This is a genomic window from Pseudocalidococcus azoricus BACA0444, from assembly GCF_031729055.1.
GTDB lineage: Bacteria > Cyanobacteriota > Cyanobacteriia > Thermosynechococcales > Thermosynechococcaceae > Pseudocalidococcus > Pseudocalidococcus azoricus.
The window spans coordinates 1-24474 of the sequence record NZ_JAVMIP010000020.1 but is presented as its reverse complement, the minus strand read 5'-3'; the positions used below and the strand labels follow the sequence as shown (position 1 = coordinate 24474).

The following is a 24474-nucleotide window of genomic DNA, read 5'->3' as shown; positions in this document are numbered from 1 at the left end:
TAAGCTTTCTATAGAATATGCACACTACCCCTAGCTTGCCGAGTTAATATTAATAATTCTTTTAGACGGAAACTTTCTGTCTAATCCATAGTTATGCGGCTCAAGCTGTCGATTGGGACATGAATTAAGCGTGTCACCCAAACGCTTGAAATCGAGTTGATATAGCATATTTGTTAGACGTTCTGATTCGCCAAGTGAAAGAGTCTGTAATATGGTCAAAAATCTCGCACCCAACGTTTTTCGACAGCGCTTACTCATCGAAGGTTTCTACACGATAGAAATCAGCGAGGAGCGTCTAGAGAAGTATCTTCTCAGCATTGCTGCACACCTAAATCTTCGGACATATAGCAAGCCAATTATTTTCGTGCCTACTTCAGGCATGGGTAAAGAGGAAAATGCGGGATACGATGCATTTGTGCCATTGATCGATTCTGGTATTTCAGCCTATGTTTGGAGTAATGCCCAGTTTTTCTCGATTGTAATCTACACTTGCAAGGGTTTTGATGAAAAGGCAGCAATTGAACTTACACGAGAATATTTTGCAGTTTCTGGAGAGATGGTCAGTTCATCGTTCTAACATTTGCAGCACAACGATTTAAATGCAGCAGACAGTTGAGAGCCGCTTTGCTGTGTTTCATTTCTCTGCTGCCGCTGATTTGAGCCGTTAGATATTAGAAGAGGAGTCTATGCAACTGCTGACTGGTCGCTGCCTTTGTGAGGCAATTGCCTACAAAATTGAAGGCGAACTTGGGCCAATCTTTCATTGCCACTGCTCAAAATGCCGACGGTGGCACGGTGCAGCATTCCGAAGCCGCGCCACAATCAAAGCATCGCAGTTCAAGTGGATGAAGGGCGAAGAACTGTTGTCCCGTTATCACTCGTCAGAGTTTGTTGTAAAGCATTTCTGCTCAGTTTGTGGCTCAAATTTAATCAGCACGTACGACAACGATCCAACCAAGATCGGGGTGCCATTGGGCGGATTGGATCAAGCACCGAACAACGAGCCAGAAGGGCACTTCTTCGTTGGCTCGAAGTCGCCTTGGTTCAAGATCACAGATGGTCTACCGCAGTACGACACTTGGCCAGGTTCTCATGCCAAAGTTCGCGAGACAAGTGGTGACACCTAACAGAGAGGTCATTGTATAGAACATCTATCAAGTATGGGAGAACTCAGAGATGGATTTAGCTTTTGTACTCATTCATGGTGGTGGACTTGATACATGGGTTTGGGAGCGAATGATTCCACTGCTTGATTTTCCGGCGCTGGCTGTGCATCGTGCTGCTTCAGAGACAAACCTAAATCGCTTGACCATCACTGATTCTGCAAAATATATGCAATCCCAAATTGAATCAGCGGGCTTTAAACGAGTAATTTTAGTTGCCCACTCGATTGGTGGTATTCTTGCCCCGCCTGTTGCAACGTTGCTACCCCAACGAGTGGCGCATCTTGTTTTTGTTGGAGCCAATATTCCTCCAGAAGGGAGTTCAGCAATCTCCATTTTTCCTCCGTCTGAACGCTTTGGAATTGCAGTGTGGCTACGACTGATGGCGTGGAAGCTTTCCTTTATGGATAAAGCGGTGGAGCAAGATATGCGGAAAACTCTTTGCAACGACATAGATGAGGCAACGGTTCAACAAGTTCTGGCTGGTGGCAAAAACCCAGAACCCCCTGCCCTATTTTATGAGCTAGTTTCACGGTTACAAATGCCATCCGTTCCTTGCACTTACATTAAATTGCTCCAGGATCAGGGAATATTGCCACCCTCCAAGCAAGATGAAATGGCAGCTAACATTGGCGCAAAGGTTGTCACTCTCAATACAGGACATACAGCAATGTTGAGCCGTCCCCATGAACTAGCGAAGTTGCTCAATGATATTGCACGTGAAATTATAGCCAATGAAGAGTAGTGATTGCCCCATAACAATCCCGTTGCACAGCGACCGGACAGAGTCTCTTGGTTGAGTCCAAAAGGTTACTAGCGGCGGGTGAACGGGGGGCGTTAGGAATCTTCTTTCAGACCGCCACGGGTTCTTGTCCCAGAGATTTTTTCAATGCGGCCTGGAGCAATCCGGCAAAAAGGGGGTGGGGTGCACTGGGACGGGAACGAAACTCAGGATGAAACTGAACGGCAATAAAAAAGGGATGGTTGGGAAGCTCAATAATTTCGACTAAGCGGCCATCTGGGGAAGTCCCGCTAATGCTGTAACCCGTCTCAATAAATAAGCTGCGATAGGCATTATTAAACTCATAGCGATGTCGATGCCGCTCGTAAATGACTTCTTCCCCGTAAAGATGGGCTGCTAAACTTCCCGATTGCAAGCGACAGGCATAGAGACCTAAGCGCATTGTGCCGCCGAGATCCACCACATCCTGTTGTTCAGGCAAGAGGTGAATAATCGGGTTTAGCGTTTCGGGATCAAACTCGGCACTGTGGGCATCAGGGAGATTGGCTAAATGGCGGGCCCATTCAATCACAGAGCATTGCATCCCCAGACAGAGGCCCAAAAAGGGAATCCCTACTTCGCGCGCGTATTGAATCGCCAGAATTTTGCCATCTACCCCCCGAATCCCAAACCCACCTGGGACAATGATCCCCGCTACACCGTCTAGATATTTGGCCGCCCCATCTTTTTCAATTTCTTCTGAGTTAATCCAGCGCACCCGCAAATCACTCTCTAAACCAATGGCCGCATGGCGGAGAGCTTCCATGACAGACAGATAGGCATCGGAAAGTCGGACATATTTACCGACGATGGCAATTTCGACCGTATGTTGGGGACGATAGAGGCGATCCACCAGTTCTTGCCAGCGGGTCAAATTAGGGTGTCGTTGTTCCAAGTGGAGGAGTCCTAACACCTCTTGGGCCAGGCCCTCCCGCTCCATAATCAGGGGGACTTCGTAAATACTCTTGGCATCGGGAGCCGGAATGACACAATTGACTGCCACATCACAAAACTGGGACATTTTTTCTTTGATCCCCGGTTGCAACGGCCGATCACAGCGACAGACGAGAATATCTGGTTGAATCCCGATGGAGCGCAGTTCTTTAACCGAGTGCTGGGTAGGTTTGGTTTTCATTTCCCCGGCCGATGGGATCCAAGGCACTAGGGTGACGTGCATATAAATCACATTTTTCCGTCCCACTTCGGTGCGAAATTGCCGGATTGCTTCGAGAAAAGGAAGAGATTCAATGTCCCCGACTGTGCCGCCAATCTCAATAATCACCACATCGGGATTGGTATCTTTAGCCACTCGTAAAATTCGCTCTTGAATTTCGTTGGTGATGTGGGGAATGACCTGAACCGTGCCCCCTTGGTAATCGCCCCGCCGTTCTTTATTCAATACGGCCTGGTAAATTGAGCCAGTGGTGACGCTATTGAGCCGGGACATGGGGGTGTCGGTAAAGCGTTCGTAGTGCCCCAAATCTAGGTCTGTTTCGGCCCCGTCATCGGTGACAAAGACTTCCCCATGTTGAAATGGACTCATGGTACCCGGATCCACATTAATGTAGGGATCAAGTTTGAGAATGGAGACGGAATAATCCCGTGATTTCAATAGCCGCCCTAAACTGGCCGCTACGATCCCCTTCCCAATGCTGGAAACCACCCCACCGGTGACAAAGACAAATTTAGTCATGATCCCTGAGCCTTTAATATCCCTACAATTTCAAGTCCTAGAGCGGGCCTTTATATCCCGATAGCTCTGCGAGTTGTTGTAATGTCCGTTGGCCAGGATATAACTTACCATTGATTTCCCAGGTCGGGTAGCCTTTGATTTGGGCTTTTTGACAAAGTTGGGGTTGGGCGTTGTCACCGGTGGGATCACATTCGATGTAGTTGAGTTGGCTGGCGGCGGCTCCAAACAGTTCTTTTTGATGTTTACAGTGGGGACACCAATAGGCCCCGTACATTTTTACACCAATTTTGTTCAGGTATTTGACCAAATTCATAACATTGCTGTTGTTCTGGGCCTGGATTTGGTTGATCAAGGGTGGCTTGGCCTGGGCTAATTTAGGAATAATGGTCACTCCAATCATGGCTAAGGAGGACATTAACAATAGTTTCCCTATCTGGTTTAGATGGCTCATTTTCGTCACTCGGCTCAGATGATGTTGGTTGATGTTGTTCTTGATCCTAACTTAGCGGAGACTTACCCTTTTTCGACTGAATTGCGTCCCATCATGCCTTACTTAGCTATTACCCTTGATGCTGAATCCCAGGCCCGCCTCCATCCCCTAGCCATTTATCCAATAGTTCGGGGGGATCATGTCACTTTGGCTTATCTGGATAGCTCAGACATGGCTGTAGATGAACTTAATCCGGCCTGGCTTTATGGCTATGGGGTTGGGGATAGGGTGAACCTACGAGCGGTGGGGTGGGTGGCGAATGGGCGAGTTCAGGCCGTGCAGGTGGAAATTCAGGCTTCTTCTCCGAGTGGGCCAGGTTCTTCAGTCCGGGCCTGGGATGGGGGAGTTTTGCACATTACCCTTAGTCGGCAACCCGAAGTAAAATCTGTGGAGTCCAATGCATTGCTGGCCATCCGGTCTGTGGGGTCTCCCCTAGATTTAGCCTTATCCGGGACGGTGACTTGGCAACTGTAGGAGAAGAATTATTTTGAAAACCGCCAAGAGGAAATTTCCCAACCCCCGACTTGCTGAACCGGATTATTGTGGGTCTCAGCATCAGGAACTTCGAGGAGATTAACTCGGCGGAGGTCAGCAGGAAATAGCTCTAAATCGGATTGGAGGTTTAACTCTGTGGCCTGGCCTGTGGTTTCAAGGCAGCGCAATATCCAGCCCGATTGATCTTGGGTTTGTTTGAGGGCCATGAGAATTAGGGTCTCGGAGCCGAGGTCTAAAAGGCTGGCCTGGGTCGGTAAGGGGTGTTGCAGGGTGATCTCTGGGTGAGGGGGAATGATTTTGGCAACCAGGGGCTGGTTAAATTCGGCGGCTTTTTGCCAGGTTTTGGCCCCAATCCAGTTGTTATAGTGGGGATAGAGACCATAGCTAAATTGATGATTGCCGAGATCAGCCTGGGGGTCGGGCCAAGTGGGGGCGCGCAGGAGGGTGAGGCGCAGTTGTTGGGGTTGGGCATCGTATCCCTGTTTGCTGTTGTTGATCAGGCTGACTCCATATTGATGACTCGGCTCACTCAGGTCGGCCCATTGCAACGCCGGGACTTCCCATTTGGCCTGGTCGGGGGGGGTGAGGGTGGGGTTTTCCGGGTTGGGTAAGGTGGGGCGTTGGGTGACTCCGGCGGGGGTTTCGTAGTGGGCCACATCGGCTCTGAAGGCGAGGGGAAAAGCAGCTTTTAAGAGTACATGGTGATCCTGCCAATTCAGTTGGGTTTCGATGTGCAAAATGGGGGTATTAACAACGAGGCAATAGTCCTGTTGAATGGTGGAATTGCGCCACTGCCAGCGGACTCGGATGCGTTGTTCAATATCATTCCAGGCCTGCCATTTAATCTCTTTTAATTCTGGTTTGATCAGGGGATGTTCGTGATAGTGAGGATCAATATTCCAAGCATCCCAATATTGGCCTTGATCCCGAAACAGTTGGAGTTGATTTCCGGGGGCATTAAAGACGGCCCGTTGATTGAGTTTGTCGTAAAGATTATTAATTTCACCCGTTTGGGGATTGATTTCGGCCTGGAGAAAGCCATTTTCTAACACAAAGCCGAGGGGGGGATTGGCAGGGGGGGAAAACGATGCTTGGGGACAGAGCCACACCACTTTATAGCCAACGCTGGGGACATCCCATAACCAAAAGGTGATCACGGTTTCGGCTTGGTGGCAACGGATCGGATAACCAGCTGTATCTTGAATTGTCCAGGCCTGGGTTCCTAATTCCCCTAGCTCTAACCTGACAACTTCAGAGCGGGGCCAATTCAAACTATTAAAAATGACAATCCCATAGGCTCCAGGAACGGGCGGATCTGGTAAATAAATTTGTCCCAGAATGTGATTTTGGGCCGTGTCTAGGAGTTGAGTTGTTGTTTTGAGAACATCATCCCAGGCCTGGTTTGCCTCTTGATAGACTGCGGGAATGGCCGAACCGGGTAAAATATCATGGAATTGATTCAAAAGCATCCCTTTCCAAAGGCGTTCTAACTCGGCCTGGGGATAATTGATGTTAGAGATCAAGGTTGCTAATGCTGACCAAAGTTCGGCCTGGTAAAGTTGAATTTCGGCGTGCCGATTGGCCTGCTTTTGATCACTATGGCTGGTATAGCAACCCCGATGAAATTCCAGATACAATTCCTCTGACCAGATGGGTAATTCGGTTAAATCAGAACTCGCCTTTAACTGATCCAAGTAATCAACCACCGCGCTAAATTTTAACTGGGGAGATACACCCCCTAGCCGTTGCCAACGCCGATAGATCTCCAACATATCCCGTGTCGGCCCACCCCCATGATCTCCCACACCCGGCAGCCAAAGAGACTGTTTTAAGTTAGTTTTCTGAGACCAGGCCTGGGCATAGCGACTCATTTTAACCGGTTCAATTCCTTCTCCAATTGGGGCCGAACAATAACTCAGCACCTGACTACCATCGAGGGCCTGCCACCAAAACCACTCATCTGGAAATTCAGTCGTATCATTCCAACGTAGTTTTTGAGTGACAAAGTAATCAATTCCGCCCTGTTTCAAAAGTTGAGGAAGTTGCTGACAAAAACCAAAACTATCCGGCAACCAGGCCACGCGACTAATATTTCCAAATTTCTCCTTCACATAGGCCTGGCCATAGAGGATTTGTCGAGCAATGGATTCTCCACTAATTAAATTCAATTCTGGCTCTACCCACATCCCGGCGGCCACTTCCCATTGTTGGGCCTGGATTTTTGCTTGGATTTTTACAAATAGTTCGGGGCGATGGGTTTCAATCCACTCATATAAAGCAGGGCTAGAGTGACTAAAAATCAGTTCTGGATATTGGGTTTGTAAGTTTAAGACGGATTGAAATGTGCGCTCGGCCACATCCCAAGTTTCTGCAATTGGCCATAACCAAGCCAAATCCAAATGAGCATGGCCGGTGAGATTGATTTGATGGTTACGAATCGGTTGACCCACTGCGGCTAATCGTTGATGAAGATGATTTAATTGCTGGTCATATTCGACTCGGGTTTGACAGTGATCTAATTGTTGTAAATGAGAATTAATTTCTAGCACGCAATCTGGCTCTAATTCCGAGGCGAAAAGGCTGACAATTTCTAACTCATCGGCCACAAATCCGGGATCAACTCCTGTAGCAGATTCAAAAATGAGATTGGATTTCACTAACGCACCGGGATCATGGCCTGGGCTAATTAAATGCAGTGTCACCCAAAAACAATCCCCGGCCTGGGCCGTTGGCGTGAGCAAAACTCGTGCTGAATGATCAAATAAGTCCCCGGCCTGGACTAACTCCCCATTCACATAAACCGCCGCCACTTCCGCCCACCATATCAAACTCAATCGCAGCCCCAGGCCCGTTAAGTCATACTCTGATTGTGCCGAGACGTGGATGAGTTGCCCCAACCAGCAGGATTTTCGCCCCAATGCCCAGGCCAGATGATCTTTTGCATTGACCGTTGCCAGGGGGGAATTTTGCCATGATTGGGGATCATTAGCGTCTAAGGCTGACCAGGCCCCGTTCCCCATCTGCCACCCCGTTTGAACCGACTGCTGCACCAGGCCCCGTAAATGTTGAATCGAGGTCTGCCATCCAAGAAGATTTAACGCATTGTTGGCCGGATCAGTCATGGAAGTTCTCGTATCGGGGCCTGGGCAACTGCAACCGCTGCATCACCACCATAAACCGAGACCTCACCCCCTCTCAATCACCTAGGCATAGGCAAGTACTCCCTTACCCAACCGCAATTCTGAATTATAGTGATCAAGATACTCGATTTGACCTGTCAAGCCTTGATGTATTCCCGCTAAACCGCCAAACAGGCCTGGGAGAAGAGAAATGAGCGAATTTATTGCCCCTAGTGGCCCAAGGATCGACCTATGTGTGACCCGGATCCTCCCATAAATATGCATCAGGAACAAGATTATTTGATTAAGCAGGGGGATAGTTTAGCTGAACTCAAAAAGCTGGCTGATTCGACTTTTAAGCTGATTGTTTCCTCGCCTCCCTACAACATTGGCAAAGCCTACGAAACACAAGTTCAATTACCCCAATACCTGGCCTGGCAAACAGCAATTATCCAAGAGTTGGTTCGCTTAGTTCGGGAGGATGGCAGTATTGTTTGGCAAGTGGGGAACTACGTCGATCAAGGTGAAGTATTCCCCCTGGATATCTATCTCTATCCGATTTTCAAAAACCTCGGTTTACAACTGCGAAATCGAATTATTTGGCATTTTGATCATGGTTTACACGCCTCGAAGCGGTTTTCCGGTCGCTATGAAGTCTTGCTCTGGTTCACCAAAACAAAGGACTATACCTTTAATCTAGATCCGGTCCGAGTTCCGGCTAAATATCCCGGCAAGCGGCATTATAAGGGCAAAAAAATCGGCCAACTCAGTGGCAATCCCCGCGGCAAAAATCCCTCTGATTATTGGACATTGATCTGTCAGGAATGGGAAGACGGGATCATTGAAATCCCCAATGTTAAATCTAATCACCCCGAAAAAACCATTCACCCTTGCCAGTTTCCCGTTGAATTGATTGAACGCTGTGTACTGGCCTTAACCAATGTCGGGGACTGGGTTTTAGATCCCTTTGGGGGGGTGGGTTCTAGTTTAATTGCCGCCTTAAATCATCAACGCCGGGGCCTGATCATTGATCGCAACCAAGATTATTTGACTATTACCCAAGCCCGAGTGGAAGCCCTCCAAGCTGGAACCCTGAAAATCCGTCCCCTCGGCAAGCCCATTCATCAGCCTAGTGGTCAAGAGAAAATTGCCCAAATTCCAGCAGAATGGTTAAAATCAAGCCCAGGCCAAGCCTATTGCTGACCCCCAGGGGACTACTTCAAGTTCTCACCCACAGTTCTAGACTATGACAGATTTAATGGATGCAGATGTGATCGTCATCGGGGCAGGAGTAGCGGGTCTGGCGGCGGCGCAAAAATTACACCAGGCCGGGCAACAGGTCTTAGTCTTAGAGGCGCGGCACAGGCCTGGGGGGCGGGTTTGGACAGATACCGATTGGTTAGGAGTGCCGATTGAAAATGGGGCTGAATTTATTCATGGGGATCAAGCCATCACCTGGGATTGGATTAACCGAGCAGAAACGATTCAAATTCCCCGCTATCAAACCTATGCCTTTGAGGTTAATAACCAACTGTATCCCTACGAAACAGTCAAGACCTGGCCAGGGTTTCAGCGATTCTTTGATTTAGAATATCAGGACTTTCCTCAGTTGCCTTGGCCAGAACCCGATTGCTCCCTACGGGCCTGGTTAAATCAAATTAAAATGCCTCCAGTAGCCAAAGAATTTGCCGATCAATTTCAAGGACATTTATATTTAACTTCGGCCGACCAACTCAGCTTACAAGAACTGATCCATGAATGTCGGGTGCATCATGCTGGGGATGATAATTTTCGGATTCAGGCCGGCTATCAAGCCTTAATTCAGCAATTAACCCAAGGCTTAGATATTCATTACAACCAGGCCGTGGACACTATTACTTGGCAGCCCAATCACGTCACCATCCAAACCAATACCCGCACCTACCAGGCCCCGCAAGTGATTATTACCATCCCCCTAGCCCTCCTCCAACAAGGAATTCCCCAGTTTTATCCACCCCTGCCAACAGACAAACAACAGGCAATTCAATCTCTCCATGTGGGCCCAGCCATGAAGCTGCAAATGATCTTTCGTGAGATATTTTGGGCACCTGAGACCAGTTTATTCATGTCCTTAGGGCCAATGATGGTTTGGTGGAGTCCCAGTTATCACCGGCCTGGATTTCCGCCAGTTTTAACCGCATTTATTGGTGGAGAACGGGCAACTCATTTATTTAACCAAACTGAAGCCGAACTGATTGAGCAGGGCCTGGCAGATCTATGTCGAATCTTTGGGAATGAGCAACCCCGCCACCTCTTTCAAAAAGCCCGCAACATCAACTGGACAACCGATCCCTGGGCTCGAGGCGGGTATAGTTCGGTTCCTCCCGGAGCCTTTGGCCTGCGCGATCACCTGGCTCAACCCCTGGAGAAAACCCTGTATTTTGCGGGCGAAGCAACTGTCACGCACAGTAATCCGGCCACCGTTCATGGAGCCATTGAAACTGGACAACGGGCTGCTGGGGAAATTCTCCAGGCCTTGACATCCTCGTTATGATCTAGAGTAGTTCTTCGTTTGAATACCTGTTCTATGGCTCTGGTAACTGCCCAACCCGCCCCTGACTTTAGTCTGATTGATACCGACGGCAACCTCGTCAAACTTGCAGATTTACGGGGAATTTGGGTTGTGCTTTACTTTTATCCCCGTGATAATACCCCTGGCTGTACCAAAGAAGCCTGTGGATTTCGAGATATTTTTGCCGAACTGAAACGCCGCAATGTGATCGTCTTGGGTGTCAGCGCTGATGATACGAAGTCCCACAAGAAATTTTCCGAAAAGTTAAGTTTACCCTTCCCACTGCTATCAGATCCAGATGCCCAAGTTGCCACTGCCTATGAAAGCTTTGGCCCCAAAAAATTCATGGGTAAAGAGTTCACTGGCATCTACCGAAATACATTTTTAATTGATCCTGAGGGCAACATTGCCAAAATTTATCAAAAGGTTAAACCGGAAACCCATCCGACTCAAATTTTGGCTGATATTAATTCCTTGAGTGCCTAGCTTTATCTCATTACCTAGGACTATTCCTCTTAGTTGCTCCTTCGCAGTCTTCTGACTTCTCCAAATCATTTTTCCATCCTTATCAATTCTTTCCACCATTCTTCTCGTGGGTATGCAAGAAATTAGCGATATCCCAAAATAAAATCCCTCACTAAAGCAGCAGAGGAGCTCAAATTTAGGCAGATTCCCCCCACCCTGCTTACTGTCCTGATCGCTGCAACTGCGGCATTGAGGTTTTATGACGCAACAGACTTCCCCCCAAAACTCCCACCCATCACCCTCCGAGACTGGAGTTTCTGGCTATTCACCGCAACCCTCATGGTGGCTTTGGTGGATTTTGGCATTAGGTGGTGGATTAGAAACTTGGAAGCGGCTGAAAAAGCTAGAAGCAAGCAACGCCAGGCTAGACGAGATTTTGCGCTCTTTTCGTACCTCGTCAACCCCACCGAGTCAAACCGACAACAACTAGAAGCAATCTGTCAAGAAATCGAAAAAGCAGATTTGGATTGAACCACGCTCAGGCCTCTCACTAGGGGGCCTGTTTTTGTTTGTAATTTTTGGAGTTAAAACCATGAAATATAATGATTTCCAACGGATACAAAACATTGACAATGAAATTCAATCATTATGTCTTTCAGATAGATTGAATCATCTTTGTGATGCTTGCAGCAATGAGCCTGAATTTTCGTATTTAACTGGAGAGGAAATCGCCTATATCCAGATAAAGAAACTATCTGATGCCGTAAACCGCATGAAGGGAATTGTTGATTTTGTGGAAAGGATTAAAGATGAAATGTCTTCTTTTTATGAATCTATAAAGAAACAATTAGATGACTAAATACGAGCTTGCCCAACAGTATCGCTTTTTATTTGAACCAAAAGGAGGACATAGATAGAGAAGCTATACGAAAAAGCGATTGGTAAAACTTGAGGCCTTAGCACGCCGTTAAAAGGCTAGTTGTGCATGGTTAAGTCCCTTTTGTAGTGGGGATGTTGCTCCTAGCATCCCCTCTTTTTTTAGGAGCATTTATGGCAACAAATTGGATGAACACATCTCAAGCAAGTCAAGCCCTGGACATCTCCCCCCGGCAACTCAGGCAACTAAGAAAAGACGGATTCTTAAAGCTTGGCCAACACTATCGGATCATTTCCCGTTCCAATGCTGCTAGACCGACCTATCAATGGCACATCAACAACTGTTTGAAAGCACTAAATACACCACTGGAGAAACGATGATGGAAGAAGATTTGATTCAAGAAATTGAAAAGTTTATAACCACTGTTTACAAAATGCGTGAATTGCAAAAACGCTATTTCCGCACTCGATCTAGGGGGGCTTTGGCTGAGTCTAAAAACTTGGAGAAACAGGTGGATCAGTGGATTGAGAAGCAGCTGAGCAACGGCATTATGCAGATGGAACTTTTAGATTAGGAGAAACGATCATGCATTGCGTAACTTGTAATGGAACGGGAGTAGTTTATAGAAACTTAAGCAGTTATTTTGGGGGAGAATCCTTACAGGCTTTTCACTGTCCTGATTGTAGTGGCTACGGTTTCATTCAAAGTGAAGAATGGGAGGTAGAGGACGATCAGGCCTCAACATCAGAGTCTCAAAAGCCCGCTGATGAACTTGATCACTAATCCAGTGGTGGTAAGTCTCAGAGTGGGTTTGCACAGAATGACCCATCTGTTGTGCAGCCAGGGTAATGTCAAGCCCAAAGCTAAGGGTTCTAATAGCCCACGCGTGCCGGAGGTCATAGGGCTTAAATGGCAATTTCTCACTCAGGTATTTAGTGCAGCTTTCCCCCACCCTGGTATTAGACCGGCTGGCATCCACAGGGGGCAAAATCACCTGAGACAAGTTGAATTGCTCAAACCACTCTGGATAGCACGGCCAAACCCGCCTAAATCCAGTTTTAGTGTTTTCCTGAACTTCAAGCACCAGAGAACCGCTACGGATAGCGTCCAGGTTCAATCGAAAAACTTCATGGGGCCTCAGCCCGTAAGTGGCCAGCATCCCATAAACCCACCGCCAGGCCGGGTTACTCAACTTCTCCCAACACTCAGCAATCAAGGCATCCTCTGGAATCTCTCTAGGGGATGTTCTTTTAGGGGAGTAGTTCCCCCCCAGGCCTTGAACGTCCAGGGGCAACTCAGCAAACTTGGCCAACGCACTAGCCACCATGCAGGCCCGCTTCCGGGTTTTGCTGTTCAGTGGGGTAGAGTCAATCACGGCCCGCAATGCTTCAACGGTCAAGGGCTGCTCTTGGGGCAGCAACTTCAGAATTTTCAGATAGTCCCCCTTCCAGGTAGTCAAGGTTTTATCGTTTCTCTCCCTGGTTTTGAAATAGTGAGCTTCAAATCGTTCTATCCAGTCGCTCACCTGATCGGGCCGTGATTGCTTCTGATATTTATCCCAGGTAAAGGTATTTTCTGCCAACATCAGGCCAACCTTGCGGGCTTCTTTCTCAGCAAAACTGACCCCGGCCGGGTTTGCCATAACGCCTAAAGCGATTCGTTGCTGGTGCGCTGGCTTATCTCCTGACTTACTCGGCAACGTGGCCCGCAGATATAACCGATCACCCTGTGCTTGAATTTGCACCCCCACCTTGGATGACTTCAGGCGGCCATTGGCCTGGTTTATGCGACTTAGACTCATGCCTAAAGTTTGCCTAGTTTTTTAGGTACATCCAAGTATATCCAGGTACATCTAGGTGCATTTAATAATCCGTTACAACTCTCAGAACTTAATCAGAGAGCGTGCTTTAGGCTTAACTTCGTTGCCTAATTTTGCCATTGGGTAATACCCCCAGGGGAATTCGAATCCCCGTCGCCTCCGTGAAAGGGAGGTGTCCTAGGCCTCTAGACGATGGGGGCAAAAACTCAGCATTTATTACGTTAACTAACTCCCGTACACTTGTCAATTCCTGGCCTGGTGTTTGCATAAACTTTGTTGACTCTGCCCTTAAACTTGAAGACATCCATCCACCATTCTGCTCTTATGCCCCAGGCCAGGCCGGAACTCAATTCTCTAGCAGTGATTGTCCCCCTATATAACGTCATGGCCCAGCGGGGAGGAGATGTTCTTCAGGCCACCTTAGGGAGTATTGAAGCCAGTCTTACCTATTTCGATCACAAATACCCCCAGGCCAGCGCAATTCAAACCGAAGTCGTGATTGTGGATGACGGCTCTACGGACAACACCATGGAGATTGTGGAGCAATTTGCTAAAGATAAGCCCAATTACCAACTAATCAAGCTTCCGATGAATTTAGGTACGGCCGCAGCTCGCAATTTTGGGGTTAAATTTTCCCAGGCCCAGTCCCTGTTCTTTTGCGATGGCGATGACCGATTTTTACCAGAACATATCTTTATTGCCTTCTCAGTCTTAAACCAACCCATAGCCCAGAGCAATTCCCAGGGAGACTATTTTGGGGCCGTTCGCACAGGTGTTTATACCCGCGATCCGCTCCATCCCCACTGGCAAAAGGCCTTGGAAAATAGTATTCCGCTCAATCTTTGTGTCCGGCGAGAGGTGCATGAATTTATTGGCGGATTTCCAGAGGATGCAGTTTTTCGGGAATTTAAGTACGGCACCGAAGATATCGCCTATACCACCTGGATGCAGCCCTTTTGTCATCAAGCCCACCTAGAGCGCAAAACAGTAGAATACATTCGCTATCCTGGCAGTTATTTTGAACGACAACTGGCCAAATTCCAAGCCGCCCCCGGACTCGTCAATGATGATCTATCTCCTGCCGATCTAGCCCGTCATCAAGAAATTAATCGGATTATTCAAGAGCGGCTAAATCAACTACATCAACAATTTAATGGCCCAGAGTTGGAATTAAATCGCCAAGAACAAGTGGCCTAGTTTTAGAGATTTCGCCGCGATTTAAGTTGGGTTTAAGCCACAGGCCGATTACCGTTTTCCGTTAACATCCTTCTCCGTCAATTCAGGACAGCGGCAAAAGGGTTTAGGTATAATGGGTTACGGATTCAGCTTAAATGTGAGTCACCAACCATCATTTATGAGGGACTTTCCGGGTGTTCAAATCACTCCAGGCCGATTTTCGGATTATCTTTGAGCGCGACCCTGCAGCCCGAAATTGGTTAGAGGTTTTACTTTGTTACCCAGGCCTGCAAGCATTGTGGACGCACCGTATTTCCCATTGGTTATGGACATTGGGCCTGCCAGTCATTCCCCGCTTCCTATCCCAAGTGTCTCGCTGGTTCACAGGCATTGAAATCCATCCAGGGGCAACCATTGGCCAGGGGGTCTTTATTGATCACGGCATGGGGGTTGTGATTGGCGAAACAGCAATTATTGGCGACTATTGTTTGATTTACCAAGGTGTCACTCTCGGCGGAACAGGTAAAGAAACCGGCAAACGCCATCCGACCCTCGGGGAAAACGTTGTCGTCGGGGCTGGGGCCAAGGTCTTAGGGAATTTGTTGATTGGCAGTAATGTGCGGATCGGAGCGGGTTCGGTGGTGCTGCGGGATGTCCCTTCGGATTGCACAGTCGTCGGGATTCCGGGGCGGATTGTCTATCGGGCTGGGGCCAAGGTTGCTCCCCTAGAACATGGCCAACTCCCCGACTCTGAGGCCAAAGCCATTCGTTATCTCCTCGACCGGATTGAAGCCCTGGAAACCCAAGTCAAAACCCTGCAAGCTGACCAACCCAGGCCTGAATTAAACATGGATCAGATTCCTGTCGTAGCGGGGGCTTTAGAACGAGAGCTTTTAGAGACAAGCTGTAGTTTGCGCGACCGGGCCATTGAAGAATTTCTCAACGGTTCTGGGATTTAGATAAAAACTGCTCCCTAAGCAACCCCCAACTGCTGTAACTGGTAAAGGCTGGCATAGACCCCTCCAGCGGCCAGTAGCTCCTCATGGGAACCAATTTCCACCAATCTCCCCCGTTTCAGCACCAGAATCCGATCCACATACCGAATCGTTGAGAGGCGGTGGGCAATGATAATCGCCGTGCGGTTGACCAAGAGTTTTTCCAAAGCCGTTTGAATCATCGCTTCTGTCCCGACATCTAAACTGGCGGTGGCCTCATCCAAAACCAAGATACGGGGATTACGAATTGCGACCCTGGCAAAGGCTAAGAGTTGTTTTTGTCCGGCCGATAAGTTCGTGCCCCGTTCCCGCAATTCTGTGTTGTAGCCTTGGGGGAGTTGTTCAATAAAGTTGGCCACGTTCATCTGTCGGGCCGCGGCCTGGATTTCCGCCAGTGAGTAGTCTTCCCCGAGTGAAATATTGCTTTTGACATCCCCAGAAAAGAGAAAACCATCCTGGAGAATTACCCCAATATGGCGGCGCAGTTCCGTTTGGGACAGGTTGCGGACATCCACCCCATCCACTAAAACTTGTCCCCGACTGGCTTCATAAAGACGACAGAGCAGCCGGATCAGGGAACTTTTACCCGCCCCCGTTGGCCCGACAATCGCGACTTTTTCCCCGGGTTTGATCCTAAAGTCCAGGCCCTGGAGGACATATTCATCATCTTTATACGCTAACCAAACATCTGAAAACTTAACTTCACCGATGGCAGTGCTAGTGTCTGGCCTGGGCAAAAGGGTGGGCTTTTCCGGGTCGCGGATGGCAATGGGTTGGTTCATCAAATCGGTAATCCGTTCCACGGCCGTAAACCCAGCTTGGATGGTTGTAAATTTTTCCGCCAATTGGCGGAGCGGATCAAAAACCCGTTGGGAAAAGAGGATAAAGGTGGCCAATACGCCAAAGTCAATCTGTTGTTGCTCGACTAGTTTTCCCCCCAGCAGCAAAACCCCCGCCACTGCCGCAAAGGTGATCCATTCTAGGGTTGCGGATACGGCCGAATCATAAAAAATGGTGTGATCCACGGCTTTGACATAGCGTTTGTTAACGGTTTGAAAAAGCTGACTGTTAAATGATTCCCGCCGAAAAATTTGGACGACCCCAATCCCAACAATGTTTTCCTGGAGGTTGGCGTTGAGGGCGGAGAGTTCTTCCCGAGCTTTATAGTTGGCCTGGCGGTATTGGTTTTGAAAGTAAATAATCAACCCCGTAATTGGAATCACCATTCCCAGCAACATCGTCCCCAGCAACGGATTCGTCCAAATCATCGTGATTGCCACCACCAGAATTGAAAAGAGATCGCTAACGACCCCAACGGCTCCGGTCGCAAACACATCTCCCAAGGCTTCCACATCACTGGTTAACCGGGTAATTAACTTGCCGACGGGGGTGCGATCAAAAAATCCGGCCGAGAGGGAGGTGACATGGCGAAAGAGGTCTTGGCGAATATCAGCCGTAATTTGCTGGCCAATTTTGGTGACCCAATAGCCCTGAATCCCTTGTAGCCCAAACCGGACAACCACTGTTAAAAACAGCAGCAGGGTTAATAAATCAATCCCTTGAGTGAGTTCCAGGCCTTCGAGAAAATCATAGGTGCTCGGTTCTTGCTTGAGAAATGAAATGGCCTGGCCAATGATAATCGGTTGGAGGGCCGCAGATAGGGCCAGGGGAATGAGCATGATCCCGGCGATTATTAGGGGCCGAGAATAGGGTTGGGCATAGGGGAGCAGTCGTAAAAAGAGTCGCCAATCACTATCACGCCGGGGGGCGGAGGTGGACAGAGGAGGTGGAGAGCTTTGCTCGTTCGTAGAAGCTTGCATAGTCCCAATGTAAATTTTCCTTAAAACAAAGGCAAATCTACCCTTGTGGCGGGCGGGGGTTTATTTCTGTCTTGGTCGGGCTGAAAATTGATCCAGGCCTGGGCCAAAATACTCAACAATGTGGGGAGTACCGCGAGTTTGCCCATGCCCCAACGTCCCCTGATTTCCCCGTTGATTCTGATTTTGGTCACGATTGTGATTGATCGGATTGGGGAGAGTTTAATTTTTCCAATTTTGCCGTTTTTGGTTGAACCCTTTGGCCTGGATGCCTTGGGAATTACGCTGCTGTTCTCGGTGTTTGCGGCGGCACAGTTTTTGGCAGCTCCGATTTTGGGGGCCTTGTCGGATCAGTGGGGGCGGCGACCTATATTGCTCTTTTGTGTGTTTGGGACGGCCGTATCCTATTTTGTCTTTGCCTTAGCCAACCAGGCCTGGATATTTTTTCTTTCCCGAATTATTGATGGTGTCACCGGGGGAGTGGTTTCCACAGCCCAGGCCTATATTGCCGATAGCTCCAAACCGGAAAATCGGGCCAAGAATTTTGGTTTAACCGGGGCCGCTTTTGGGATTGGCTTTATTGTTGGGCCTGCGATTGGTGGCTCCTTGGCGATCATTAACCCCCGCTTGCCGATTTTTTTAGCTGGAGCGATTGCTCTGGTTAATGTCGTTGTAGCTTATTTCACCTTGCCGGAGTCGTTACCCAAAGATCAGCGATCTCCAATGCGACTTCAGGACTTGAACCCGTTTCGTCAAATGGGAACCTTCTTGGTTGTGCCGCAAATTTCTGGGTTGATGGTGTCCCTGTTTATTTTTAACTTTGCTTTTGGTGGGTTTACCAGCGTGTTTGTCCTGATTTTGAAGAATGTCTTTGGTTGGGGGGTGGCCCAGGCCGGGTTGGTGTTTATGGTGGTGGGGATTGTGAGTACGATTGTCCAGGCCGGGTTAATCAGGCGGTTGATTCCCTGGCTTGGCGAAGTCCGCTTAACGATTGTGGGGTTTATCTGTTTGGCCGGGGCGTTAATGATTTTGCCCTGGATTCCGCGCCTGGAACCGGGGGTGAGTATTGGTGTGTTTGGCAGTGTGATCCTCTTAGCCTTTGGGGTGGGGATTATGTCGCCTTCATTGCGAGGGTTAATTTCCAATCGGGTTTCGGCCCAAGATCAAGGCAAGGTGATGGGCAGTAGTCAGGGGTTGGCTAGTGTAGCAGGAATTTTGGGGCCGGCCTGGGCGGGGTGGGTGTTTAGTGGCAGTCAATTGGCACCGGCCTGGCAAGCGGGATTGTTGATGATCTTGGCTTTGGGATTTGCTTTGCTGAGTTTACGCCCCGTTTCCGTCAAGCCGCTGTAGTGTTGATCTCAAATTTGCGCTTGAGTCCGATCTAGAAGGGCTAACCACATTCGCCGGGAGCCTTGGGGACTACTGTAGAACAGCAAATCAATCAGTAAACTTAAGGCTAATTCTGATAAATCCTCCCCAACAACCCCTTGGTGGCTCATCCGCTCTTGATAGAGTCCCGTAAAGGCATCGAGGTAATCACCGAGCAGGGGATCCTGTTGGGGTGAGCGGGCATCTTTTTCGAGGGTTTCCCAATGTTCGATGGCCTGGCGAATTTGGGTTTGATGATTCCGGGCCAGATGTGTACTGATTAAAACGAGGGAGCGGGCTTCTTCAATATCCAGTTTTTTGCGGCCGCCACTGCCCCGCCTTAAGGGATTGGATTGCCGGAGTCGCCACAGGCCCACCCGATCTGAGACAAAATCCACCAGTTTTAATTCTGAGGCAGCTTGGAGAATGGCTTCTGAACCCAGGCCAGTCAATGCCTCTAGGGCCAACAAGACCAAATCCAACTGGGTCTTAATATTATCCAGGTCAATGGCATCGCCCCCAGGCCCGACTGACCGCAATCCCTCATCCAACACCATCAACCCTCGTTAGACTCCGCACCATACCCAAAGGCCAAGAGAAACCCATTTATCCGTAAACTCACTATCATCCAACTATACTGCCAGTCAATTCAGCTATCCTTCCCCACTGTTGCCGCCATTTATGCCCGTCATTACCTATAGTCCTGCTTTTACACTGGTTCCCACCTATGAATGTTTTAATCGCTGTACTTATTGCAACTTTCGGGAGGATATTGGCTCCGGGGCCTGGTTAAGGGTGGCTGAAGCAAAAGAAATCTTGCAGGGCATTGCGGGCCAAGGAATTTGCGAAATTTTGATCCTCGCTGGAGAAGTCGCCCCTCAAAGTCCGCAGCGCGGGGCCTGGCTAGAGCGTATTTATCAACTGGGAGAATTAGCCTTGAACTTGGGTTTTTTACCCCACACCAATGCCGGAGTCTTAACCGCGACCGAAATGGCCTACTTAAAAACGGTAAATGTCTCCCAAGGCTTGATGTTAGAGCAGGTGACCCCTCAACTCCTAAGGACTGTCCACCACCAGGCCCCAACCAAAGCCCCAACTTTACGGATTGAACATCTCCACCAGGCCGGCCGACTCCAGATTCCCTCCACGACGGGGTTGTTATTAGGGATTGGAGAAACCGCCAAAGACCGCATTGACACCCTAAAGGTTATTGCCGAACTGCATCAGCGTTGGGGCCATATTCAGGAGGTGATTTTGCAACCCTATAGCCCCGGCCTCGCCCAACATTTACCCAACCTTGGCTATGAACTGGATCAGTTACCGTCCCTGATTCACCAGGCCCGCCGGATTCTTCCCCCCGACATTACGCTGCAAATTCCCCCTAATTTAATCCCCAGTTTTGACCTCCTCTTGGCCTGTTTGGAGGCCGGGGCGCGGGATTTAGGTGGGCTTGTCCCCTATGATCATGTCAATCCGGCCTATCCCCATGCAGATTTGATTGACCTCAAAACCCGTTTGGCCAAGGCTGGCTGGGATTTACACCCCCGTTTACCCGTTTATCCCCAATATTTGCAGTACCTCCCTCCCCATCTGCGCGCTCAGTCCCAGGCCTGGCAAACCCGTTTTGAGGCAGCCATAACCCTAATCCCCAATCATTAATCCAGTCGCCTTTGTTTTCCCCTCATTTCTCCCTCCCCGCTTCTTTACCCTATGACCTTTCCTTCCCGCAAAGTTCCGAATTGGCTCCGTTCCTTCTGGCAGTTTTCCCGTCCCCATACAATCATTGGCACGACTTTAAGTGTCTGGAGTATTTACACCTTGGCGGTGATGGATTCAGGCCAGGCCTGGGATTTTCTGCCGATGGCGATTGGGGCCTGGGTGGCTTGTTTAGCGGGAAATGTTTATATTGTCGGTCTAAATCAGATTTTAGATATTCCCATTGACCAAATCAATAAGCCCCATTTACCCCTAGCCGCAGGAGAGTTTACAGTTCCCCAGGCCTGGATCATTGTTATCAGTATGGGATTGGTTAGTTTGGGACTGGGTATTGAGCAGGGGATGATTTTATTGGGCGTAATTAGCCTGAGTTTATTGATTGGCACGGCCTATTCTTTACCGCCTATTCGTCTCAAACGCTATCCCTTCTGGGCGGCCCTTTGTATTTTGGGAGTCCGGGGGATTATCGTCAATCTCGGCCTATTTTGGCATTTTCAAGCCCGGCTCAATCAACCCCTAGCCATAACCAATCTAGTTTGGGCATTAACTGGATTTGTGGTCGTGTTCACGGTGGCCATTGCCCTATGTAAGGATATTCCTGATTTAGAGGGAGATCGCCAGTTTCAAATTGCCACCTTGACCGTTAGGTTTGGCCCAAAAGCCGTTTTCCAGATTACCTTAGCTGTCCTTGCCCTGGCCTATGGAGGATTGATTCTGACCAGTTTGGTTGTTAACTTAGGCGTTAATTTGCCCCTGTTTGTTGGTGGCCATCTACTCCTGTTGGTCATCCTCTGGCTCCAGGCCCGCCGGGTTGAATTAAACGACATTACCAGCATCACTCGTTTTTATCAATTTATTTGGAGACTATTTTTCTGGGAATACATTTTCTTACCAGTATTAGCTGTCACAAATCATTGGCGTTAAGTTATGGAACACAATCTAGATCACTAGATCATCGTCATGTTACCAACCAAAACCACAACCCCAATCGTTGAGTCCCCCGGACGGTAAGGACTATCCAAGAAGCTGCCCCATGGCCTGAGGAATGTCCGAGTATCGCCAGCCTTGATCTCTGTGCAGGGAGAAGGTGATGAAGCGGATAACAGTGCTACCCGTTTAGGTCTCGATAGAGTCAGGTTAGAACAGGTTGTGATGGGGCCAAGCCGTCACCGCCAGGCCGGGGCCGAGGATTTTGCCTGAGGGATTAAGCCTTGTTCCGATCCCGAAAGAACCGGAAGATGATAAGTTTTTAATCACTAAGCAAGTATGTGTTTACTTTTTAATTTTTAATCAGGAGTACTCGGTCATGGAAGTTGTTGCTTATGGTCTCTGGATTGGTGGAGCTGCTGGCATTGCCATTACCTTGTTCTATGGGCTGCGGTTGATCAAATTAATCTAGTCCCGATGGTGGGTCTGATGACTGCCAATGCTTAGTAAGTGGAAAGTCCAGGGTGCAGGAGTTGAACCTGCCTAGGGCGAATTATGAGTTCGCTGCCTCATCCGCTCGGCCAACCCTGGAAACTCTGGCGATCATTGGTATTATGGTGCCGTATTAAGCTATTTTAGTCCCAATTTGAGTGCTGTTTTGTCATCCCGTTACCCCAACTTAACCATGAACCCGGAAAAGAGTACGCGGCTCCAGCTTAGTCTCGTTCTTTTGGCAATTATGTTAATTGCTGGGAGTTTAAGTACCCTCGGGGGCTATTTCTTTGGTCGGGAGTCCCTGCGGGGTGTAACTCAGCCTGTGGTTAACCCCATCTTGGGGGATGTGAGTAGTGAGGCGGAAACATCAAGTCCAAGGCAAACCTTCCTGAAAGAATCCGACATTATTACCCAGGCCGAGGGGATTACGACTAACAGGCCCAGGCCTGCCCAGCCCACAGCAAGCGTTACGCCTACACCCACACAGTCTCCTGGAAATGCTGAAGCTCCAGGGGCGGCCGGTTTTCCCAAGGTGGTGACGGTTGAGGGGGTCAAACTAGCAGTCAATTCGGTTTCTCAGGTGAATGGTGATCTGGTCTTAGGGGTCACCCTGAGTAATCAAAGTCCCGTTAACGTGCAATTTATCTACACCTATCTGGATATTATGAGTGATCAAGGGACGCCATTGATTGCCATTACCAAAGGCCTACCCACAGAGGTTCCAGCGAAGGGCGAATCATACTCTGGGACGATTCACATTCCCTTAACCAGTTTGGCTGAAGTGAAGACCTTGAATCTTTCCCTGACAGACTTTCCCAACCAAGATATTAAGCTTTCCATTAAAGATATTCCTGTTGAACCCTAATGCTGCTGTTGCTGACTGGGATGGTGACGTTTTGGCCCTCTGTAATGGCGTTGCCCGGAACTGCTGAACCCGGCCTGGGGTGGCGATTACTTTTTGTCATATTCTTACTGGTGATCAATGCTTTCTTTGTAGCAGCAGAGTTTTCAATTATCAATGTCCGCCGGACGCGGGTTGAACAATTAGTTGCGGAAGGACAACGGGGCGCACGTCAAGTTCAAATTCTCCAACAGCGTTTGGATCGGCTGTTATCTACAACTCAACTGGGCATTACCTTGGCCTGCTTAAGCCTTGGTTGGGTGGGGGAAGTCATTGTCGCCCCTTTGGTTAGCCATCTGTTTGCCGCTGTTCCCTTTTTACCTAACCCCAACTGGAGCCATGCCTTAACAATTCCACTGGCATTTTTCTTGACGGCATACCTACAAATTGTCCTAGGTGAGTTAGTCCCCAAGGGCCTAGCCCTCCGTTTTCCCGAGGAATTATCTCGCTCCCTCGGGCCAGCTAGTTTGTGGATTGCCCGTTTGGTGAAGCCAATTATCTGGTTGTTAACCGCTTCGACCCAGGGTTTATTGGATCTCTTTGGTCTGGGCGATGCCAATTCTTTACTTTCTTACCAAGTCACCCCCGAAGAGTTGGAAATTATGATTCGCTCCGAAGAGTCCAGTGGCCTGGAGGAGGATGAACGGGAATTATTGACCAATGTCTTCGCTTTTGGGGATGTTCTTGTGGAAGAAGTGATGATTCCCCGAACTCAAATTGAAGCCTTACCAGATGTGGCCACCTTGGGCGATGTCCTCTCAGTGGTGGCAGAAACCGGGCACTCTTACTTTCCCGTCATGCGTGAGTCTTTGGATTCTGTGCGGGGGATTCTGGCTTTTAAGGATTTAGCCGCTGCCTTAGCCACAGGTGAACTGACTCCAGCAGATAGCATTTTGCCTTGGATCAGGCCCGTTTGGTTTGTCCCAGAAGGAACTCAGTTAGGGGATTTACTGCCTTTGATGCAACGCTATCGCCTCAGTATGGTGATGATTCGGGAAGCAGAATCACGGGGGACAGCCGGCCTGGTGACATTGAAAGACATGATTAACGAAATTATTGGGACGGACGAAGGTGAAGCAGACCCAACTCCCGCCATCCGCGCCCTAGACAATCAGACCTTTATGGTGCAGGCTCAAACTGACATTGAGGAGGTCAATGAGCGACTGGAGTTAGCCTTCCCCATTGTTGACGAATACCATACACTGGGGGGATTTTTGTTCTTTCACTTTCAAAAAGTTCCTGAAATTGGCGAGACACTGGTTTATGAAAACCTGGAACTGACGGTGATTTCCTGTGACGGCCCACGGCTGGATCAAATTCAAATCCTCAAGCACCCCCGGCCCCCTGAGTCAATAATAGACATCTAGATAATCTAACAACCGGCCCGCGAACCGCAACGTCATGGCCGAGAAATTGAACCTCTCAAAAAACTTTGCTAGATTAGAGGAGTTATGAAGATTCGTAAACTAGCCAAACTCTTTACTTATTTTTGACAAGAGTATGGGCGGCGAATATTGAACTCATCATCTCTCTATTCCTGTGGAGAAGTTTTATCTATGACCATTGCAATGGGGCGCGCACCAGCAGAGCGGGGGTGGTTCGACATCCTCGACGACTGGCTTAAGC

The 24474-nt window shown here is 48.9% G+C and carries 26 protein-coding genes and 2 tRNA genes; 19 read left to right on the top strand and 9 right to left on the bottom strand.

The genetic code is table 11. From position 1 onward, the window contains the following. Positions 1 to 211: 211 nt before the first annotated feature. The 3 genes from RIF25_RS14475 to RIF25_RS14465 all read left to right on the top strand — a co-directional run bounded on the left by RIF25_RS14475 (position 212) and on the right by RIF25_RS14465 (position 1908). A complete protein-coding gene (locus tag RIF25_RS14475) occupies positions 212 to 577 on the top strand; it encodes an S-adenosylmethionine decarboxylase (protein WP_322879235.1) in 366 nt (121 codons plus the stop codon). A gap of 109 nt (positions 578 to 686) precedes the next feature. Then, on the top strand, positions 687 to 1127 hold the full coding sequence (locus RIF25_RS14470; RefSeq protein ID WP_322879234.1) for a GFA family protein: 441 nt from the start codon (positions 687 to 689) through the stop codon (positions 1125 to 1127). Between the two features lie 49 nt (positions 1128 to 1176). Next, positions 1177 to 1908 carry an alpha/beta fold hydrolase gene (locus RIF25_RS14465; RefSeq protein ID WP_322879233.1) on the top strand — a complete coding sequence of 244 codons (732 nt, stop codon included), beginning with the start codon at positions 1177 to 1179 and terminating at the stop codon, positions 1906 to 1908. A 106-nt stretch (positions 1909 to 2014) separates the two neighbouring features. On the opposite strand, the gene RIF25_RS14460 is transcribed toward RIF25_RS14465, so the two are convergent. Next, the gene (locus RIF25_RS14460) at positions 2015 to 3637 is read right to left on the bottom strand and encodes a CTP synthase (RefSeq protein ID WP_322879232.1); all 1623 of its coding nucleotides are present in this window, start codon (positions 3635 to 3637) and stop codon (positions 2015 to 2017) included. 37 nt (positions 3638 to 3674) lie between these two features. Then, positions 3675 to 4052, bottom strand: coding sequence for a thioredoxin domain-containing protein (locus RIF25_RS14455; protein ID WP_322879231.1), 378 nt, complete (start codon positions 4050 to 4052; stop codon positions 3675 to 3677). A gap of 27 nt (positions 4053 to 4079) precedes the next feature. Between RIF25_RS14455 and RIF25_RS14450 the strand changes: the two genes are divergently transcribed. Continuing rightward, a complete protein-coding gene (locus RIF25_RS14450) occupies positions 4080 to 4601 on the top strand; it encodes a hypothetical protein (RefSeq protein WP_322879230.1) in 522 nt (173 codons plus the stop codon). 8 nt (positions 4602 to 4609) lie between these two features. Here the strand turns inward: RIF25_RS14450 and RIF25_RS14445 are convergent, their stop codons facing one another. Then, the gene (locus RIF25_RS14445) at positions 4610 to 7744 is read right to left on the bottom strand and encodes an alpha-mannosidase (RefSeq protein ID WP_322879229.1); all 3135 of its coding nucleotides are present in this window, start codon (positions 7742 to 7744) and stop codon (positions 4610 to 4612) included. Positions 7745 to 7993: 249 nt separating this feature from the next. Between RIF25_RS14445 and RIF25_RS14440 the strand changes: the two genes are divergently transcribed. The 6 genes from RIF25_RS14440 (at position 7994) to RIF25_RS14415 (ending at position 12208) form a co-directional block, all read left to right on the top strand. Beyond that, a complete protein-coding gene (locus RIF25_RS14440) occupies positions 7994 to 8944 on the top strand; it encodes a DNA-methyltransferase (protein WP_322879228.1) in 951 nt (316 codons plus the stop codon). 43 nt (positions 8945 to 8987) lie between these two features. Then, the gene (locus RIF25_RS14435; RefSeq protein ID WP_322879227.1) at positions 8988 to 10274 is read left to right on the top strand and encodes a flavin monoamine oxidase family protein; all 1287 of its coding nucleotides are present in this window, start codon (positions 8988 to 8990) and stop codon (positions 10272 to 10274) included. Between the two features lie 33 nt (positions 10275 to 10307). Beyond that, positions 10308 to 10778: a thioredoxin-dependent thiol peroxidase gene (gene bcp, locus RIF25_RS14430; protein WP_322879226.1), complete on the top strand. Its 471-nt coding sequence runs from the start codon at positions 10308 to 10310 to the stop codon at positions 10776 to 10778. 228 nt (positions 10779 to 11006) lie between these two features. Continuing rightward, positions 11007 to 11288 (top strand): hypothetical protein, encoded by a 282-nt coding sequence (locus RIF25_RS14425; RefSeq protein ID WP_322879225.1) that lies wholly within the window; start codon positions 11007 to 11009, stop codon positions 11286 to 11288. Positions 11289 to 11349: 61 nt separating this feature from the next. Next, positions 11350 to 11616, top strand: a complete 267-nt coding sequence (locus RIF25_RS14420) for a hypothetical protein (protein WP_322879224.1) — start codon at positions 11350 to 11352, stop codon at positions 11614 to 11616. A 343-nt stretch (positions 11617 to 11959) separates the two neighbouring features. Further along, positions 11960 to 12208 (top strand): hypothetical protein, encoded by a 249-nt coding sequence (locus tag RIF25_RS14415; RefSeq protein ID WP_322879223.1) that lies wholly within the window; start codon positions 11960 to 11962, stop codon positions 12206 to 12208. Between the two features lie 123 nt (positions 12209 to 12331). Here the strand turns inward: RIF25_RS14415 and RIF25_RS14410 are convergent, their stop codons facing one another. Both RIF25_RS14410 and RIF25_RS14405 read right to left on the bottom strand, forming a co-directional pair. Next, positions 12332 to 13435, bottom strand: a complete 1104-nt coding sequence (locus RIF25_RS14410; RefSeq protein ID WP_322879222.1) for a site-specific integrase — start codon at positions 13433 to 13435, stop codon at positions 12332 to 12334. Between the two features lie 145 nt (positions 13436 to 13580). Next, positions 13581 to 13653: transfer RNA gene (locus RIF25_RS14405), tRNA-Glu, on the bottom strand. Between the two features lie 124 nt (positions 13654 to 13777). Between RIF25_RS14405 and RIF25_RS14400 the strand changes: the two genes are divergently transcribed. Continuing rightward, positions 13778 to 14650 (top strand): glycosyltransferase family 2 protein, encoded by an 873-nt coding sequence (locus tag RIF25_RS14400; RefSeq protein ID WP_322879221.1) that lies wholly within the window; start codon positions 13778 to 13780, stop codon positions 14648 to 14650. A 173-nt stretch (positions 14651 to 14823) separates the two neighbouring features. Then, a complete protein-coding gene (gene cysE / locus RIF25_RS14395; protein WP_322879220.1) occupies positions 14824 to 15588 on the top strand; it encodes a serine O-acetyltransferase in 765 nt (254 codons plus the stop codon). Positions 15589 to 15602: 14 nt separating this feature from the next. Here the strand turns inward: cysE and RIF25_RS14390 are convergent, their stop codons facing one another. Beyond that, positions 15603 to 17444 carry an ABC transporter ATP-binding protein gene (locus RIF25_RS14390; protein ID WP_322879219.1) on the bottom strand — a complete coding sequence of 614 codons (1842 nt, stop codon included), beginning with the start codon at positions 17442 to 17444 and terminating at the stop codon, positions 15603 to 15605. Between the two features lie 20 nt (positions 17445 to 17464). Beyond that, complete coding sequence (locus RIF25_RS14385) at positions 17465 to 17590, bottom strand: hypothetical protein (protein ID WP_322879218.1); 126 nt, start codon at positions 17588 to 17590, stop codon at positions 17465 to 17467. Here RIF25_RS14385 and RIF25_RS14380 point away from each other — a divergent pair. Next, a complete protein-coding gene (locus tag RIF25_RS14380) occupies positions 17589 to 18791 on the top strand; it encodes an MFS transporter (protein ID WP_322879217.1) in 1203 nt (400 codons plus the stop codon). The genes RIF25_RS14385 and RIF25_RS14380 overlap by 2 nt on opposite strands. An 8-nt stretch (positions 18792 to 18799) precedes the next feature. On the opposite strand, the gene RIF25_RS14375 is transcribed toward RIF25_RS14380, so the two are convergent. Beyond that, positions 18800 to 19366, bottom strand: coding sequence for a DUF3038 domain-containing protein (locus RIF25_RS14375; RefSeq protein ID WP_407682440.1), 567 nt, complete (start codon positions 19364 to 19366; stop codon positions 18800 to 18802). Between the two features lie 124 nt (positions 19367 to 19490). Between RIF25_RS14375 and cofG the strand changes: the two genes are divergently transcribed. The 4 genes from cofG (at position 19491) to petL (ending at position 21924) form a co-directional block, all read left to right on the top strand. Then, entirely contained in the window at positions 19491 to 20468 is a 978-nt protein-coding gene (gene cofG, locus RIF25_RS14370) for a 7,8-didemethyl-8-hydroxy-5-deazariboflavin synthase subunit CofG (RefSeq protein ID WP_322879215.1), read from the top strand. A gap of 51 nt (positions 20469 to 20519) precedes the next feature. Continuing rightward, on the top strand, positions 20520 to 21449 hold the full coding sequence (locus RIF25_RS14365) for a homogentisate phytyltransferase (protein ID WP_322879214.1): 930 nt from the start codon (positions 20520 to 20522) through the stop codon (positions 21447 to 21449). A gap of 141 nt (positions 21450 to 21590) precedes the next feature. Further along, positions 21591 to 21725 (top strand): hypothetical protein, encoded by a 135-nt coding sequence (locus RIF25_RS14360; protein WP_322879213.1) that lies wholly within the window; start codon positions 21591 to 21593, stop codon positions 21723 to 21725. A 106-nt stretch (positions 21726 to 21831) separates the two neighbouring features. Next, entirely contained in the window at positions 21832 to 21924 is a 93-nt protein-coding gene (gene petL / locus RIF25_RS14355) for a cytochrome b6-f complex subunit PetL (RefSeq protein ID WP_322879212.1), read from the top strand. 46 nt (positions 21925 to 21970) lie between these two features. Here petL and RIF25_RS14350 read toward each other — a convergent pair. Then, a tRNA-Ile gene (locus RIF25_RS14350) sits at positions 21971 to 22043 on the bottom strand. Positions 22044 to 22110: 67 nt separating this feature from the next. Here RIF25_RS14350 and RIF25_RS14345 point away from each other — a divergent pair. Then, positions 22111 to 22812 (top strand): hypothetical protein, encoded by a 702-nt coding sequence (locus RIF25_RS14345; RefSeq protein ID WP_322879211.1) that lies wholly within the window; start codon positions 22111 to 22113, stop codon positions 22810 to 22812. Further along, positions 22812 to 24215, top strand: coding sequence for a hemolysin family protein (locus RIF25_RS14340; RefSeq protein WP_322879210.1), 1404 nt, complete (start codon positions 22812 to 22814; stop codon positions 24213 to 24215). The genes RIF25_RS14345 and RIF25_RS14340 overlap by 1 nt, the downstream gene beginning before the upstream one ends. Positions 24216 to 24474: the final 259 nt, after the last annotated feature.